Raw genomic sequence first — 16,057 nt, 5'->3', positions numbered from 1 at the left:
AAGGCAAGCTACCTTCGGGGAGTCAACGATGCAAGCACTCGGCCCGCGAAGCCTGAAGGGGATCTGGTCCCCTCTGCTCCTGCCCGTCGACGCGCACGAGGCGATCGATTTCGACCGGCTCGGCGAGAACCTGGCGGCGGTGCTCCGTACGGGTGTGAACGGCGTCTACACCAACGGCACAGCCGGCGAGTTCCACACGCTCGACGAGCGGGAGTACGACCGACTGCACGAGCTGGTGGCCGACCGGTGCACCGCAGCGGGTGTCCCGTACCAGCTCGGCGCGAGCCACCCCTCCGGACAGATCTCGCTCGACCGGATCCGCCGGGCGGCCGCGCTGCGCCCCGGCGCCGTCCAGGTCGTACTGCCCGACTGGCTGCCGCTGCACCCCACCGAGGTGCTCACGGCGCTGACCCGGATGGCCGAGGTCGCCGACGGCGTCCCGCTGGTGCTGTACAACCCGCCGTACGCGAAGACTCAGCTCACCCCGCGCCTGCTCACGCGGATCGCCGAGGAGGTGCCGCAGGTCATCGGGGTCAAGGTGCCGGGCGTCGAGGTGGCCGAGGGACTCACCGAGCGCCTCGCCGTGTTCGTCGCCGGGCACACCCTGGCGACGGCGTGCGGGAAGGGCGCGGCGGGGTCGTACTCCAACGTCGCGTGTATGAGCCCGGCGGGAGCCGTGCGCTGGTACGAGCGGACGCGCACCGATCCGGCAGGCGCGCGCGAGGTCGAGGGGCGGCTGCGGGGCTTCCTCGACGCGTACATCGCGCCCCTGGCGGCGGACGGATACAGCGACCCCGCCCTCGACAAGACGCTCTGCGCGGTGGGTGGCTGGGCGTCCGTGGGCACGCGGGTCCGCTGGCCGCACCGCTCGGTCCCCGAGTCGGCGATCCCCGCGCTGCGGGAGGCGGCGTGGGAGGCCGTGCCCGATCTGCTCACCGATCCGGCAGGCTCCGTCGACGGAATTAAGCGGAACCGGGCCGCTTCAGGTCCTGCGGGCTCCGCCCGGGGCGGGGCTTAGACTCTGGGACTGTGGATAACTCGGCGACACGCAGGCCGGGCGGCGCCCGCGCGAACCAGCGTGCCCTACAGGAATCGATCAAGGCGCTGATCGTCGAGCGGGGACTCGCGGCGGGCTCGCCACTGCCCACCGAGTCCGAGCTGATGGGCGAACTCACCGTCAGCAGGCACCCGCTGCGCGAGGCGATGAAGGCCCTCGAAGCGGTCGGCATCGTGGACATCAGGCACGGGTACGGCACCTACGTGGGCTCCGTGCCGTTCTCCGCGCTCGAAGCGGGGCTCTCCTTCCGTACCGCCCTGTCCGTACGCGGTGACTACGCCGACATCCGGAATCTGCTGGAGGTCCGCGAGGTTCTCGAAGCGGGCCTGGTCGGGCGGGTGCTCGCGGCCCACAGCCATCTCGACTTCGCCGGGCTGGACGCGGCGGTGACACGGATGGAGGAGGAGGCCGAGCACGGCCGGTTCACACCGGAGCAGGACTGGACGTTCCACGAGACGCTGTACCGGCCGCTCGGCAACGAGCTGGTACTCGATCTGCTCCAGGTCTTCTGGAAGGTCTTCAACACGCTCGACGCCGATCTGCCCCGGGCCCCCGACGCGCCGGCGGCGACCGCGCGCTGGCACCGGCAGATCCTCGACGCGCTGCTGGCCAAGGACGAATCCGCGCTGCATGAGGCGATCAGCGGGCATTTCCGTGGCATCAGGGACCGGCTGGAGATCCCGCGTTGATCCGCCGGACCACTGATTCACTGATCCTGGGGAGCCACTGATCCTGGGGAGCCGCTGCCCCTGGGGAGCCGCTGCCCCTGGGGGCCGCTGCCCCGGACGCCGGAGCGGGCCGTGCCCGGAGGGGGTGTCCCCCGGTACGGCCCGGCTCGGCGTCCTCGCCGCCCTGATCAGGCGCCGGGTGTTGCCTGTTCCCGTTGATGTCGTTCCTCCTGCTCGCGGAGCGCGGCGGCTACCGGGTCGAGCACCCGCGCCAGGAACAGCTTCGTACGGTCGTGGCTGGGCGCGCCGATCACCTGGGCCGGCGCGCCTTCCTCGACGATGACGCCGCCGTCCATGAAGACGACACGGTCGGCGACCTCCCGCGCGAAGCTCATCTCGTGCGTGACCACGAGCATGGTCATCCCCTCGTCGGCGAGGGAGCGCATCACGGCGAGCACGTCGCCGACCAGTTCGGGGTCGAGCGCCGAGGTGGGCTCGTCGAAGAGCATCAGCTCCGGATCCATCGCCAACGCCCGTGCGATGGCGACCCGTTGCTGCTGCCCGCCGGACAACTGCGCCGGATAGGCGGACTCCTTGTCGGTCAGGCCCACCCGCGCCAGCCGGTCGCGGGCGACGCGTTCCGCCTCCGCCTTGTCACGGCCGAGCACCCGGCGCTGCGGGATCGTCAGATTCTGGAGTGCCGTGAGGTGCGGGAAGAGGTTGAACGACTGGAAGACCATGCCGATCCGGCGGCGCACCTTGTCGATGTCCACGTCGGGGTCGGTGACTTCGGCGCCCGCCACCATGACTGTGCCGGCCGTCGGTTCCTCCAGCAGGTTCACGCAGCGCAGCAGGGTCGACTTGCCGGAGCCCGAGGGGCCGATGACGCACACCACTTCGCCTCTGGCGACGGTGAAGTCGATGCCCGACAGCACCTCCAGTTCGCCGAACGACTTGTGCAGGCCCCGCACTTCGATCGCGGGCGGGTCCGCGTGCGCTGTCTTCCCTGTTTCGGGGACCGCGTTCACCGCGCTCACCTCGCTCTCGCCGTACGTGCTTCGAGCCGCCGGACCAGATGGCCGAGCGGCAGAGTGATGACCAGGTAGCAGAGTCCGGCGATGAGGATCGGCGTCAGGCTGCGGTTCTGGTTCAGGGCGTCCCGGCCGAACTTGGCAAGCTCGTACTGGTCCAGTGAGAGGCCGAGCAGATACACCAGGGACGAGTCCTTGGTCAGCAGGATCAGTTCGTTGGTCAGCGGCGGCAGCACGATCCGCAGCGCCTGCGGAATGATGATGGAGACCATCGCGCGGCCCTGCGACATACCGAGCGAACGCGCCGCCTCCGTCTGCCCCTTGGGGACCGCCTGGATGCCCGCCCTGATCGTCTCCGCCATGTAGGCGGCGCCGACCAGGCCGAGTGCCAGCATCACGGTCAGGTACTGGTTGAGCGCCACCTGGAAGGCGAGCGGTACGCCGAACCCGAGGGCGATGAAGACCAGCAGCGCGGGAACGCCCCGGAAGAACTCGATGTAGGTGACGGCCAGCCAGCGGTACGGTCCGAACTCCGACAGCCGCATCAGCGCGAGGATCAGTCCCAGCGCGAGGCCGAAGCCGAAGCCGAGCAGCGTGTAGATGATGGTGTTGACGAGGGCCGTGGTGATGATGTCGGGGAACTGCGCCTTGGCGACACCGACATCGAAGAAGGCGCGGCGGATCTCGCCCCAGTCGGCGGACAGGGCGATCGCGATCAACGCGATGGCCAGAACGGCGTATTGAGCGGTCCGGATGGCACGGGTCCGCCGTCTGCGGGAGATGGGCATCGGTACCGGATTCCTCACTTCTTGGGAGCGGCGGGGAACCACTTCTTGTAGATGCGGTCGTAACTGCCGTCCGCCTTGGCCTTCTTCAGTACTTTGTTGATCTCCAGGCGCAGCGCGTCGTTCCCGGTGCGCACCCCGATGCCGTACTTCTCACCGGTGTTGAACTCGGCGGTGACCTCGGTGTCGGGGTTCTTCCGTACGTACTCGAAGAGCACGCCGTTGTCGTTGATGGCGGCGTCGACCTGACCGGTCTTGACGGCCGTGAGGAGCAGCCCGAGGTCCTCGAACTGGACGGCGGTGACACCCTTGGCGTTCTTCTGCGCGTACGTCTCGCCCGTGGTGCCCTGCTGGACGCCGAGCTTCTTCCCCTTGAGGGCGGCCAGCGTGGTGTAGGACGTGCCCTTCTTGGTGACCAGGGCCTGAGTCGCGTCGAAGTAGGGGTCGGTGAAGTCCAGGTTCTTGGACCGGACCGGGGTGATCGTCATGCCCGCAGCGGCCAGATCGCACTTACGTGTGTTGAGGTCCTCGCCGCTCTGGATGCCCTCGAACGGTGTGTCGATGATGTCCTGGGTGACCTTGAGGTCCTTGGCGACCAGGTCGACGAGGTCCACGTCGAAGCCGACGATGGAGTTGTTCTTGCGCACCTGGAAGGGCTCGTACGGCAGGTGCGTGCAGGTGGTGATCTTGCCGGACTTCACGAGCTGAAGCTTCGAACCGTCGTCGGACGCGGAAGGCTTGGTGCTCGTGCAGCCGGCCAGCGCCACGACTGTGGCGGCGGTGAGCATGACGGGTAGCGCGGAACGAACGGACACGGCCACTCCATGGTGAGGTCGGCGAAGGACCCGACTCTGTCGGTGAGTTGCGTTGATCTTGCCATCGCGGGTGCCTGTTGTCTCTGCCCCCAGGTCAGGGTTTGGCGTCGGTAATCGCCGGGGCGCCACGGCTGATCAGCGTTGCGGGGCCGCCGAGTTGTGGCAACGACCAGTCAACGTTGCCGATAACGGATGGTCAACGTTGCCGATATGGGGATTGCCCGGCGCAACGCCCGCGGGACAAACCAAGCTGAGGCACATCTCCGGACAACCGTCCGCGGATGTGTGTCGCATTCGGTGTCCCGTCGTGGCGCCTGGAGAGGTATCTGGTGGAACGTTCACTTTTGTCGCTGAGGTCGACGCTGGTGTTCCTGCTCGCGCTGCTGACCGGTGTGGGAGCAGGGGTGCTGGTGGTTCTCGCGGGCCGGGGCACGCTGCGCGGCGTGCTGTACGGGGTGGCCGCGATCGGTCTGGCCGTGCCGTTCTTCGACCGGATCGTGGCCGCCGACTGCCGGGCGCCCGAAGGCCGCGAGACCGGAGGCGACGTCGGACATGGGTGATCTCAGGCCGCTGGCCGCCCACTTGAGCCGGGAGAACCGTGTACTGGCGCAGACCCTGCGGGAGTTGTTCGGCGGGCTGGGGGTGTCCGTACGACGGTACGCGGTGCGCCGCCCCCGGGACCCTGGCACGCTCTCGCGGTATCTGAGCGGAACGCGTATCCCGCCCTGGGACATGGTGATGGACCTGTTCACCGATCTCGCCGAGCACTTGGGCACAGCGGCGACGCCGGAGACCATCGAGATGGTGCGGATGATGCACCAGGCCGCCGTACGCACGAGCGCGTCCCCCAAGCACGCCGTGGAGTTACTGGAACAGCAGCTCGCCGACGCCGACCGGGTCAGCAGACGCTCGACGACGGAGGGTGACGTGCTGGGCGAAGCCCTGCTGGACCGCCGGCACCGGATCGCCGATCTGGAGGTGCGGCTCAGCCAGTTGGAGGCGGAGTGGAGCGCCGAGCGGGCCCGCGCCGACGCCCTGGCCTCGGCCTCCCCCGACCTGGCCGATCTGCTGCGCGAGCGCGACACGCTTCAGGAGGAGGTGATGCGGCTGGCGGCCGATCTGGAGGACACCCGGCGCCGCCGCGCGCTGGCCGAGGAGCGGTGCGAGCTGCTGGAACGCCAACTGGAGACCATCGAGGCCGCCAGGCAGCCCGCCGATCTCCACACCCTCGCGCCGATCCCCGTCGCGACCCACGGGAGCATGCCCAAGGTGCTGATCGTGGACGACCAGCCGGACAACCTGCTCGCGATGACGGCGGTACTGGCGGGCCTGGACCAGGAGCTGGTGGCGGTCTCGTCGGGCCGCGAGGCGCTGAAGGCGCTGCTCGATCACGACGACTTCGCTGTGATCATCATGGACATCCAGATGCCGGACATGGACGGCTACGAGACGGCCGCCCACATCAAGCGCCGCAACCGGACCAGGGACGTCCCGATCATCTTCCTCACCGCCATGGGCACCAACCCCGAGCACAGCGCCCGAGGCTATGCCGCCGGCGCCGTGGACTACATAGGCAAACCGTTCGACCCCTGGGCACTGCGCGCCAAGGTCGCCGTTTTCGCCGGCATCTTCCTCGAACGGCGCCTGCGCACCCAGTGAAGCGGTTCGTTCCAGGTGGCGCGGAAAGGCGGTACCGGACATCTCCGATACCGCCTGAGCGCTGTTCACCCTGAGCGCCGTTCTATCCGGTGGTGTCGGACAGCCAGGGCCTGATCTGTTGGCGTGCGCGGTGCAGCCGTGACTTGACCGTCCCCAGCGGGATGCCAAGGCGCTCCACGATCTCGGCGTAGTCCATCTGACAGATGTCCCGGTACACCAAGGGCGCCACCAGATGCGGACTGTCCCGCTCCAGTCGCTCCAGCGCGTCCAGCAGATCCAGCCGCGAGCCGGCGATCACACTCGTGGTGCGCGGTTCCGCTCGCATCACCTCTTCAGGGGCGAGCGGCCGCTCGGCGGCCCGCCGCTTCAGCTCCCGGTACTTCTGCCGCGCGCAGTTGGCGACCACCGTGTACTGCCAGGTACTGAACCGGCTGCGCCCCTCGAACTTACGGATGTTCCTGGCGACCTGGAGCAGCGCGTCCTGCGCCGCCTCCTCGGCGTCCTCCCGGAACGGAAGGAACCGCGCGCAGCGCCGTACCACCTCGGGGCGGATCGCATGGAGAAGCAGCTCAAGGGCTTGATCATCACCGGCGGCCGCGGCGGCGGCGAGGGCTTCGGTGTCGGCGGAATCCATCACACCGCTTGCAGTCGCAGCACTGTCACTCGGGCATCATAGCCACATGCCTCCTCCTGAGCGGATCGGTCGATACCTGATTGAACGACGCCTCGGTACGGGTGCTTTCGGCGTCGTCTGGCTGGCCCATGACGACCGTCTTGAGGCGCCCGTCGCGATCAAGGTCATGGCCGAGAACTGGGCATATCAGTTGGACATCAGGGAGCGTTTCCTCTCGGAGGCGCGGTTGCTGCGCAAGGCCACCTCCAGCGGCGTCGTGCAGGTCTACGACATCGGTGAGCTGCCGGACGAGCGGCCGTACTTTGTCATGGAATACGCCGATCTGGGGACCCTGGAGGACCGGCTGACGGCCGGGCCGCTCCCCGTACTCGAAGCCCTCCGTCTCACCGCGTCCGCCGCCCGTGGCACGGCGACCCTGCACGGGACCGGCATCATCCACCGCGACATCAAGCCGTCGAACGTGCTCCTGGCGAGCGGCGCTGACGGCGAGGAGCGGGTCCTGGTCGCGGACCTGGGCCTGGCCAAGAATCTCGCCCAGGCCTCGGGGTTCACCGTGGTCGCGGGGTCCCCCGGCTATACGGCACCCGAGCAGACGGAGTCCCTCGACGGCCTCGACGCACGCGCGGACGTCTACAGCCTCGGCGCGCTGCTGTACCACCTGGTGACCGGTACGGTGCCGGCCCGGCCGGGCAAGAGCGTCCGGCCCGACGAACTGCGCCCCGATCTGCCGCGCGAGGTGCAGCGCGCCGTCCTGCGCGCCATGGAGACCAACCGTGAGCGGCGATGGCCCAGCGCGAAGGCGTTCGCCGACGAGTTGGACCACCTGCACGAGCAGCTCGCGGCGCGGCAGGCGGGCGGCAAGACCCGCCGGCCTCGCCGGTCCCACCGGATCCGGCGGTCGCATGTGCTGATCGCCGTCGCTGTGGCCGCGGTGGCGGCGCTCGGGGTCGGCGCCACGGTCAAGGCCATGGACGCGCCGGCCGCCTCGTCCGTGGAACGGGTGAACGACGCCAGCGGGCGGATCAGCGTCGCCGTACCGAAGGCGTGGGCCGGACAGATGGTCGACTCGGACTGGACGCCGACCTCGCTGGGCCTGACCGGCGGCCCGGCCCCTGGACTGATCGTCGCCCCCGATGTGCGGCAGTGGCAGAATCTGCGGGCCGATGTCAGCGGTGTGTTCGTCGGGCTCGGTACGAGCGGGGAACTGGCCGCGCGCGTCGACAAGCTCGGCCACCGTGACTGTACGTACCAGGGCAGTCGCGCGTATACGGACGCTTCCTGGCACGGCCGCGTACGCACCTGGTCGTCGTGCGGCACTCCGGGCCACTCGCTGGAGGAGATCGGCCTCGTCCCGGCCCGGGCGGGGCTGCCGCAGGTCTATGTGCAGATACGGTCCGCCGGGGGCACCGACCGGACGGACCCGATCCTGCACAGCCTGCGGATCTCGGGCTGACCCCGCCGTATGGTCGGGACCGGTCCGCGTGGTCCGTGTGGTCCGTGGTGGGCGCCGGAAAAACACCGTGAACTTTTTCGACGGGGATCTCATCACAGGTGGAGTACGGCTTGCCCGCACACGATCGGCGCGGGCAGGTCATCTCCGAAAGAGAGCTCGAAGTGAGAGGGAACAGAACAGAAATGGCTGAGCACAGGGACATACCGTCCGGCCCCGTCCGGAGGCACTCACAGCTCGCGGTGGGCGGCCTGGCACTGCTGGCCGCCGCTGTCCTGGTGACCGGCTGCGGCAAGGACACCGCGGGTCCCGAGTCCGTGGCGGGATCCGCCGCACCGCTGAGCGGCGACTCGACCGGCGCGCCGACCCCGGGGACGACCGACGGCAGCGCGCCTCCGAAGACCCCGGACGGCGGCGGCGGGAAGACGCCGCCGGGGAGTCCCGCCACCCACACTCCGAGCACGCCGAAGTCCGACAAGCCGGTGACCGCGGCGAGCGGCCACTGCCACACCTCGGAGCTGAAGGCCTCGGTCGGCGACAACGAGCCGGGGGCCGGGCAGGAGAACTTCGCCCTCGTCCTGACCAACAAGTCCCAGCGGTCGTGCACCGTCTACGGTTTCCCGGGCCTGGCCTTCGTCAACAGCGCGGGAGAGCAGGTCTCGCTGAATCCGACCCGCGCCGGAAGCGCGCAGCCGCCGGTCCGGCTGGCCCCGGGCAGCAGCGCGTGGGCGCCCTTGAGTTTCAGCAACCCGGAGATGACCGGGGTCACCACCGTCGATCCCGCCGCTGTCGAGATCACACCGCCCGACGAGAAGGCGTCGCTGAAGACCTCGTGGCCCGGTGGGCCGGTGACGAACACCGGAAAGGCGTCCGTCCCCCAGGTCGGCCCGTTCCAGGCGGGCTCGAAGCCCTGACCTGACCCGCCTGACCCGCCCCCCGGCCGCCTGACCTTCTGATACGAACGCCCCGGGGCCCGTCAAGGATGACGGGCCCCGGGGATCAGGCACTCAGCGGCTGGTTCAGCCGCTGATTCGGTCGGTCACTCAGCCGGTGACGGTGATGTGCGGGGCGAGAGCCGTCACATCGAGGCTTCCACCGTCGACCCAGTTGTCGAACGCGAGGGTCTTGTGCGCGGTGGACGCCGGCGGGGTCACTTCCAGGTAGGCCGCGTGGCTGGCATCCGGCGTACCGGTGTTGGCGTGCGTCCAGGCGATGACGGCCTCGGCGGTCTGGCCCGACTTCAGCTCGACGACCTTCTTGGCGGGGCTCGCCACGTACCAGGTGCTGCCCCACGTGGTGTGCGTGGTCAGCGGCTTGTGCTGGGCGTTCTCCAGGCCGAGGCCCGGGAAGCCGAGCAGCGCGCAGGTGCGGCCACTGGTGTTCTTGAGCTGGAGCACGACGCCCTGGTGCATCATGCCGCCGGCCAGCGGCTGCTTCAGCGAGGCGCTCAGACCCGTCACCGAACAGGTCGGCAGCGCGGCGGCTGTCTTCGCTGACGAGGCTGTGGACGCCTGCGCCACCCCGACGCCCGCGGCGCTCACCAGGGCAGTGGCGGCGAGGGCCGCGGCTATCTTCCGGGTGACACCGCTCCGCAGTCCGGACTCAGAATCCTGGTACTTCAGCATCTCGGTCGCCTCTTTCGGTTGTTCGTGTTGTTCCTGTGGTGCTGTCCGGGCCACGCTGTGGCGCCGTACAACAAGTTGGATGGCGGTTGCGCCGAGAAAGTTCACGGAAGTTCCGGAAAATATCTGCCAGCTCGGACGGTTGTCTCAGCGGTATCGGCGCGCCTCTCGTAGTCGCAGGCCGTGAGGACCCCGGCCTCCCTCTGCCCCGGGGTTCGGACCTGTGCGTCCACCCCCCCGTTCTCGCCCGGATGTGGGCAACCGTCAAAAGAGCCTGGCAGCAAGGCGTTCCGCTTCGGGCTGCCCGCCGACCCGCCGACGCCCGCGCGCGGACGCACACCTACAGCCAATTGACATAGTGAACACAATCTCAATAGTGTTCGATACGTGGAAGCGGTGCCCGGGCATCGCCGTCCCGGCCGTCGCCCGACGCCGCGGGCAAGGACCTGCGCGTCGGCGCTGTGCGCACCGGCCCTCAACACATCTCTCGACACACGGAGCGAAGAAATGACGTCCTCCTCAAAATTCCCGCGCTACCTGCTCGGAGGCCTGCTGATCGGCGGGTTCTGGTTCCTCAACCGCGAAAGGCCCCTGTGGGAGGAGACGTTGCGCACCATCGTGGTGTTCGCCGTGGTGATGTTCCTGCTCACAATCCGGCTCAAGCGCAAGGGCATCGAACTGCACCTGGTTCCCATGATCGCGTCCAAGGCAGTCCTGGTCGTGCTCGCGGCCCTGGTCGAATCACAGATCGAAGACGCGATCAGCGACCCGGCACTGGTCGTCTCCATCGGACTCGGACTCGCCGTCACCGTGCTCGGCCCCCTGGGCGACAGCCACTTCTTCAGCCGGCTGGCACCACCCACGACTGCTGGGCACATGCGGCAGCCCCACTAGTGCAGTTGCCGCTGCCGGTGCCGCTGCCGGAGACCGGCGCCATACAGCCCGAGCTGATGGCTGGTACGTGCGCAACGGGCCCAACCCGCCTACAGAGAAACGGCGTTGGTTCCACGGCGAGGGCATGCTCCACGGCATATGGCTGGAGAACGGACGGGCCAGGCGGTACCGCAACCGCTGGGTGCGCCCCGCGGGCTTCGACACCCCGCTGACGCCCACTCTCGACGGGACACCGGATCTACGCGGTTCGCCGGCGAACACTCACATCATCAATTAGGCCGGCAAGAAGTCGCCGCTATCCCTTCCCGCCGCGAGACGGGTCGAGAGACGCGTTGAGACCGACGAACAGCCAGTGCACGGCGGTCCCGTACAGCTCCTCCGGAACCAGCGCGGGATCCACGCGGCGAAGCTGGACGAGGCCTTGGAACAGCGCCAGCACGACCGTGGCGACATCGTCGAACGGGGCTTCGCCGGACTGGCCCCGGCCCTCGGCCCGATCGGCCAGGACACCGGAAAGCGCGTCCCGGTGGGTGCGGAACTGCGCGACGAGGTGCTCCTGGAACTCCGGTCGGCGGATCGCGTAGAGCCAGAACTCCGCCTGGAGCGGGGCAAGGTCCCTGTCCTTGTCGGCGACGTCGAGCAGGAGTTGGGAGAGCCCCTTCCGCGAGTCCTCGATGCTGCCCTTCGGATCGGACACGATCGTCGCGGCCTCGGCGAGACGGCTGCTGCTGCGGCTGGAGAGAAGCTCGATGAACAGCTCGTCCTTGCTCGCGAAGTTCGAGTACAGGGCGCCGGTGGAGAAGCCTGCGCTCTCCGCGATCTCTTCGACGGACGCTCCGGCGTAGCCCTTGCGCGCGAAGACCCGCGCGGCGGCGTCCAGCAGCAGGGACCTGGTACGCGCCTTGGTCTCCGCCCGGGTGAGGCGTCGCGGACGCGGCTCATCGTCTTTCATATAGAGAACGCTATCCGTATAGCAAAAATTATGTCAACAGTTGACGGACGTCCGGCGGGGAAGGGGCGAAGCACTCAGGACGAACAGGCGCTCAATTCCGGGCCCCAGGAACAGTTGCGCCGACTGGCGGGCCCCGCCAAGGGCGCCCGGGTCAGGCCAAGTTGTCCACCAGGGAGCGCGCCCACGCGGGCGCGCCCGGGGTTTCGGTGAAGACGGCACGGAAGTACAGGGGGGCCAGCAGGATGTCCGCGGTGTGCTCCGCCTCCGGCGGTTCGCCGCCGCGCTCCCGCTCCCGTTCGAGCATGGCCTCCAACTGCTCCATGCGGTCGCCCCGGCACAGGCAACCACCGCTCTCCCCCGCCCCGATGGTGGCTCGCATCAGCAGCAGGACGTCCGGGTCGGCGAGGTCTGCGGCCACTCCGGCGGCCCACTGCCGCAGGTCGTCACGGAGGTTCCCGGTGTCGGGCACCACGATCTCGTCGTTCGCCCCGCTGAACCGGCTGGAAGCGACATCGCCCAGCAGATCCGCGATCGATCCCCACCTGCGGTACAGCGTGGTCGCGTGTACGCCCGCGCGCGCGGCCACCGAAGGGATCGTCAGGACTTCGCCGTCCTCCTCCGCGAGCAGCGCCACCACGGCGGCGTGAACGGAGGCGCGGACGCGGGCCGATCTGCCACCGGGGCGGCTCCCGGCGGCGGCATCCGCACGTACAGCGGCACTGGCTTCACCGGCGACAGTCGTAGGGCTCGACATGGCTCCATATTCGCACAGATCGCTGCGATAGGCTAACGCAGTCGTCATTGCCTTAGTGTAGGGTCACGTAAAAGCTCAGAGTACTGCATTAAGGATTGAGGAGAACCACGTGCCCACCGCTCCGCCGGCCACACGGCCGGACCCCGCGCACACGCGCCGCCACCGGGTGTTCTTCGGCGTGACCACCGCGCTGGTCGTCCTCTTCATGGCCGCGTCCAGCGCACCCTCCCCGCTGTACGTCGTCTACCAGCACATGTGGGGCTTCTCGCCGACGATCCTGACGGTCGTCTTCGCGATCTACGTCTTCGGACTGCTCGCCGCGCTGCTCACGGTCGGCCGGCTCTCCGACCACGTGGGCCGCCGGCCCGTCCTCACCGGGGCGATCCTCCTGGAGATCCTCGCCCTCGTCCTTTTCCTCCTCGCCGGTGACACCCTGGCCCTCTGCGTCGCACGGCTGTGCCAGGGCATAGCCACCGGAGCGGGCATCTCCGTGCTGGGCGCCGCACTCGTCGACCTCGCGCCCCCGCACGCCAAACACCACGCGGGAACCGTCAACTCCGTCGCCCCGACCGGCGGGCTCGCCCTCGGTGCGCTCGGTTGCGGAGCCCTCGTCCAGTTCGGCCCCGAGCCCACCCGCCTCGTGTACGCCATCCTGCTCGTCGGCATGGTCGTCTCGGCGCTCGCCGTCATCCTCATGCCGGAGACCGTCAACCGCAGGCCCGGTGCGCTGGGTTCCCTCTCCCCCAGGGCCGGCATCCCGAGTCATCTCCGTCCGCACATCGCCCCCGTCATACCCGTTCTCATCGCCACCTGGGCCCTGGGCGGTCTCTACTTCTCCCTCGGCCCGTCGGTCGCCGCAGGTGTCTTCGGCCTGACCAACCACCTCATCGGCGGCATCGTCATCACACTGCTCTGCGGTGTCGCCGCGGTCACCTCCTTCACGCTGCGCGGCGTCCCGGCACCCCGGCTGCTGGTACCCGCCGCGGCCGGCCTCGGCCTCGGAACGCTGCTCGCACTCGTCGGCGTCCATGACGACAACATCGCCTTCGGCGTGGTGGGTACGGTCGTCGCGGGCGCCGGCTTCGGCGCCGGGGCCCTCGCCTCTTTCGGTACCGTCGCGCGTATCGCCCGGCCCCAGGAGCGGGGAGCGCTCATCGCGGCCGTCTACGTCATCTCGTACCTGGCCTTCAGCGTCCCCGCTGTCATCGCCGGCTTTGCCGACACCCACTACGGGCTCCGGCCCACGACCGAGGTCTACACACTGGTGGTGCTGGCCCTCACGCTCGTCGCCCTCGCCCTGCGTACCGCCTTCAACCGTCCCGAGCCGCCGGCGCCGCTCACCCCGCTCACCCCGGCGCCCGTGCGGGAACCCCGTGAAGCAAGCCCCGTCCACACCCCCTGACGGTGTGCCGCCGCATCGGCCCGCGCCGCCAACTCGTCCCCGTACAGCGTGAGTTCAGGTTGGCTCGCATGGAGCGTCGGGAAGCTCCTCAGGGTCGGTTGACCGGCGGCCGTAGGGTGGGCCGATGCCCGCGCCCGGGTGTCGGCCGCGCAGCTCACAGGAAGGGGGTCGGGGCAATGAGCATCGCCCTGTTCACACTCGGCGGCACGATCGCCATGGCGGGCCACACCGCCGACGGGGAGCCGGGCCGGCCTGCGGGCGGCGGCCCGGTGGTCACCCGGCTGACCGGCGCGGACCTCACGGCGTCCGTGCCGGGGCTGGCCGAACTGGGCATGCCGCTGGACGTCCACGACGTCGAAGCCGTCCCCAGCGCCGACCTGACCTTCGCGCAGGTGCTCGGCCTGGTCGGCACGGCGTCCCGGGCGGTCGCCGCGGGCGCCCGCGGCATCGTCGTCACCCAGGGCACCGACACCCTGGAGGAGACCGCGTACCTCATCGACCTGGTCTGGCCGCACCCCGAGCCGTTCGTACTGACCGGGGCGATGCGCAACCCGACGCTCGCCGGGCCCGACGGTCCCGCGAACCTGCTCGCCGCCGCCCGCACAGCGGCCGCTCCCGGCGCTCGCGGACTGGGCGCTCTGGTCGTACTCAACGACGAGATCCACAGCGCGCGCCGGGTCCGCAAGACGCACAGCACCAGCACGGCCGCCTTCGCGTCCCCGGGCACCGGCCCGCTCGGCCTCGTCTCCGAGGGCCGGGTCCGGCTGCTGGTCACCCCGCCGCGCCACACTCCGCTCCCGGCCCCGCCCTCACCGCGAGCGGCAGAAGACGTACGGGTCGCCCTGCACACCGTCACCCTGGACGACGACGCGGCCCACCTCGCCGCGTTCGCCGAGACCCGGCAGGGCCTGGTCGTCGCGGGTTTCGGAGTGGGCCACGTACCGTCCGCGCTCGCTCCCGTCCTCGGGGAGCTGGCCGGACGTATCCCGGTCGTCCTCACCTCGCGTACCGGCAGCGGCTCCGTCCTGCGCCACACGTACGGTGCGACCGGCTCGGAGACCGACCTGCGACGGCGCGGCCTGATCAACGGCGGACTCCTGGACCCCTACAAGGCCCGCGTCCTGCTGCGTCTGCTGCTGGCGGGCGGCGCCGACCGCGCGGCCGTCGTCGCCGCGTTCGACGAGCGCGGCTGACGGCTCCAAGGGAGCCGACGACGTCCACGGGTTCACCGCTGACACAGGCCCTTCCGTCGGCCCAACTCACTTTCGTACCAATCCAGTCGGAGTTCTCACACCTTCCAGCACACCCATGCTGTGACGGTCCGTCGGAACGGCCTAGACTCTGCCCGGCTGACTCGGTCATGGGGGAGGGTGAGGATGCTGAAAGCCGCTGCGTTGCAGGCAGAAGATCCCAGGGAGCTGTCCGGCTACCGGCTGGAGGGCAGGCTCGGCGAGGGAGCACAGGGCATCGTCTTCCTCGGCCGTGACCGGTCCGGCGACCGGGTCGCAGTGAAGGTGCTGCACGCCCGGCTGGCCGGCGATCCCGAGGCGCGCCGCAGGTTCCTGCGGGAGCTGGCCACCGCCAAGCGCGTCGCCGGCTTCGGCACGGCGCAGGTGCTCGACGGCGACGCGACCGGCGACCGCCCCTACGTGGTGAGCGAGTACGTCGACGGGCCCTCACTGCAGAAGATGGTGACCGAGCAGGGGCCGCACACCGGAGGCGCGCTGGGCCGTCTCGCGGTGGGCACGGCGATGGCGCTCGCCGCGATCCACCGCGCCGGGGTCGTGCACCGCGACTTCAAGCCGGGCAACGTCCTGCTCGGCCCCGACGGCCCCCGCGTGATCGACTTCGGTGTATCCCGCGCCCTGGACAGCACGGCCACCCTCACCGTGGGCGCCGTCGGCACCCCCTCCTACATGGCGCCCGAGCAGCTCGGCGGGGGCAGCGTCGGCCCGGCGGCCGACGTCTTCGCCTGGGCGTGCACGATGCTCTACGCGGCCACCGGTGCGCCGCCGTTCGGCAACGACACCGTCGCCGCCGTGATGACCCGCGTGCTGCACGCGGAGCCCGACCTGTCGGGGGTGCCCGCGCCGCTGGCCGGCGTCGTCGCGGCCTGCCTGACGAAGGATCCCGCGGCGCGGCCCGGGATCAGGGAGGTGCTCGACCGGGTGCTGGGTGAGCCCGCGGGCGGCGCGGCGCCGAGTGCTCCGGCGGTGTCGCCCTCACCGTCCGGGACCGCCGCTGGGCCCGACCCGGCTGCGGCCACCCTCACCTCCACGTCGTTCCCGCCTCCGCCCTCGCCTCCGCCGGCCGTTGTCCCCAGGGTGCCGCCCG

The 16,057-nt window shown here is 69.9% G+C and carries 18 protein-coding genes; 11 read left to right on the top strand and 7 right to left on the bottom strand.

Annotation, left to right across the window (positions count from 1 at the left end; translation table 11 throughout):
* Nucleotides 1–28: 28 nt before the first annotated feature.
* Nucleotides 29–1,018, top strand: coding sequence for a dihydrodipicolinate synthase family protein (locus tag QR77_RS36830; protein ID WP_063798124.1), 990 nt, complete (start codon nt 29–31; stop codon nt 1,016–1,018).
* An 11-nt stretch (nt 1,019–1,029) separates the two neighbouring features.
* Entirely contained in the window at nt 1,030–1,746 is a 717-nt protein-coding gene (locus QR77_RS36825) for an FCD domain-containing protein (RefSeq protein ID WP_040026313.1), read from the top strand.
* Nucleotides 1,747–1,913: 167 nt separating this feature from the next.
* On the opposite strand, the gene QR77_RS36820 is transcribed toward QR77_RS36825, so the two are convergent.
* The 3 genes from QR77_RS36820 to QR77_RS36810 are packed head-to-tail and all read right to left on the bottom strand — an operon-like array spanning nt 1,914 to nt 4,356.
* Entirely contained in the window at nt 1,914–2,753 is an 840-nt protein-coding gene (locus QR77_RS36820; RefSeq protein ID WP_052489341.1) for an amino acid ABC transporter ATP-binding protein, read from the bottom strand.
* A gap of 5 nt (nt 2,754–2,758) precedes the next feature.
* On the bottom strand, nt 2,759–3,544 hold the full coding sequence (locus tag QR77_RS36815; protein WP_040026311.1) for an amino acid ABC transporter permease: 786 nt from the start codon (nt 3,542–3,544) through the stop codon (nt 2,759–2,761).
* 14 nt (nt 3,545–3,558) lie between these two features.
* Complete coding sequence (locus tag QR77_RS36810; protein WP_236710961.1) at nt 3,559–4,356, bottom strand: ABC transporter substrate-binding protein; 798 nt, start codon at nt 4,354–4,356, stop codon at nt 3,559–3,561.
* A 329-nt stretch (nt 4,357–4,685) separates the two neighbouring features.
* Here QR77_RS36810 and QR77_RS36805 point away from each other — a divergent pair, with 329 nt between their 5' ends.
* Nucleotides 4,686–4,916 carry a hypothetical protein gene (locus QR77_RS36805; RefSeq protein ID WP_040029297.1) on the top strand — a complete coding sequence of 77 codons (231 nt, stop codon included), beginning with the start codon at nt 4,686–4,688 and terminating at the stop codon, nt 4,914–4,916.
* On the top strand, nt 4,909–6,015 hold the full coding sequence (locus tag QR77_RS36800) for a response regulator (protein ID WP_040026308.1): 1,107 nt from the start codon (nt 4,909–4,911) through the stop codon (nt 6,013–6,015). Before QR77_RS36805 ends, QR77_RS36800 begins: the two co-directional genes overlap by 8 nt.
* A gap of 82 nt (nt 6,016–6,097) precedes the next feature.
* Here QR77_RS36800 and QR77_RS36795 read toward each other — a convergent pair whose 3' ends face one another.
* A complete protein-coding gene (locus QR77_RS36795; RefSeq protein WP_107069027.1) occupies nt 6,098–6,649 on the bottom strand; it encodes an RNA polymerase sigma factor in 552 nt (183 codons plus the stop codon).
* A gap of 46 nt (nt 6,650–6,695) precedes the next feature.
* On the opposite strand from QR77_RS36795, the gene QR77_RS36790 reads away from it, so the two are divergent.
* A complete protein-coding gene (locus QR77_RS36790; RefSeq protein WP_040026306.1) occupies nt 6,696–8,102 on the top strand; it encodes a serine/threonine-protein kinase in 1,407 nt (468 codons plus the stop codon).
* A gap of 182 nt (nt 8,103–8,284) precedes the next feature.
* Complete coding sequence (locus QR77_RS36785) at nt 8,285–9,013, top strand: DUF4232 domain-containing protein (RefSeq protein ID WP_078877606.1); 729 nt, start codon at nt 8,285–8,287, stop codon at nt 9,011–9,013.
* 129 nt (nt 9,014–9,142) lie between these two features.
* On the opposite strand, the gene QR77_RS36780 is transcribed toward QR77_RS36785, so the two are convergent.
* Nucleotides 9,143–9,724 carry a DUF4232 domain-containing protein gene (locus tag QR77_RS36780; RefSeq protein ID WP_052489340.1) on the bottom strand — a complete coding sequence of 194 codons (582 nt, stop codon included), beginning with the start codon at nt 9,722–9,724 and terminating at the stop codon, nt 9,143–9,145.
* A 504-nt stretch (nt 9,725–10,228) separates the two neighbouring features.
* On the opposite strand from QR77_RS36780, the gene QR77_RS36775 reads away from it, so the two are divergent.
* Both QR77_RS36775 and QR77_RS45575 read left to right on the top strand, forming a co-directional pair.
* Complete coding sequence (locus tag QR77_RS36775; RefSeq protein ID WP_040026305.1) at nt 10,229–10,615, top strand: hypothetical protein; 387 nt, start codon at nt 10,229–10,231, stop codon at nt 10,613–10,615.
* A gap of 67 nt (nt 10,616–10,682) precedes the next feature.
* A complete protein-coding gene (locus QR77_RS45575) occupies nt 10,683–10,892 on the top strand; it encodes a carotenoid oxygenase family protein (protein ID WP_201778857.1) in 210 nt (69 codons plus the stop codon).
* 18 nt (nt 10,893–10,910) lie between these two features.
* Here the strand turns inward: QR77_RS45575 and QR77_RS36770 are convergent, their stop codons facing one another.
* Nucleotides 10,911–11,567 carry a TetR/AcrR family transcriptional regulator gene (locus QR77_RS36770; protein WP_040026304.1) on the bottom strand — a complete coding sequence of 219 codons (657 nt, stop codon included), beginning with the start codon at nt 11,565–11,567 and terminating at the stop codon, nt 10,911–10,913.
* 151 nt (nt 11,568–11,718) lie between these two features.
* The gene (locus QR77_RS36765) at nt 11,719–12,369 is read right to left on the bottom strand and encodes a TetR/AcrR family transcriptional regulator (protein WP_236710958.1); all 651 of its coding nucleotides are present in this window, start codon (nt 12,367–12,369) and stop codon (nt 11,719–11,721) included.
* Nucleotides 12,370–12,430: 61 nt separating this feature from the next.
* Here QR77_RS36765 and QR77_RS36760 point away from each other — a divergent pair, with 61 nt between their 5' ends.
* The 3 genes from QR77_RS36760 to QR77_RS36750 form a co-directional block, all read left to right on the top strand.
* Nucleotides 12,431–13,723 (top strand): MFS transporter, encoded by a 1,293-nt coding sequence (locus QR77_RS36760; RefSeq protein WP_063798123.1) that lies wholly within the window; start codon nt 12,431–12,433, stop codon nt 13,721–13,723.
* Between the two features lie 176 nt (nt 13,724–13,899).
* Nucleotides 13,900–14,916 carry an asparaginase gene (locus QR77_RS36755; protein WP_040026302.1) on the top strand — a complete coding sequence of 339 codons (1,017 nt, stop codon included), beginning with the start codon at nt 13,900–13,902 and terminating at the stop codon, nt 14,914–14,916.
* A gap of 183 nt (nt 14,917–15,099) precedes the next feature.
* Nucleotides 15,100–16,057: serine/threonine-protein kinase (locus QR77_RS36750; RefSeq protein WP_150130607.1), on the top strand; the 958-nt coding region annotated here is incomplete at its 3' end.

The sequence above is a fragment of the Streptomyces sp. 150FB genome, from assembly GCF_000818195.1.
Lineage (GTDB): Bacteria > Actinomycetota > Actinomycetes > Streptomycetales > Streptomycetaceae > Streptomyces.
Note: the sequence above shows the minus strand (reverse complement) of the source record. Positions and strands in the feature narration are given on the sequence as shown.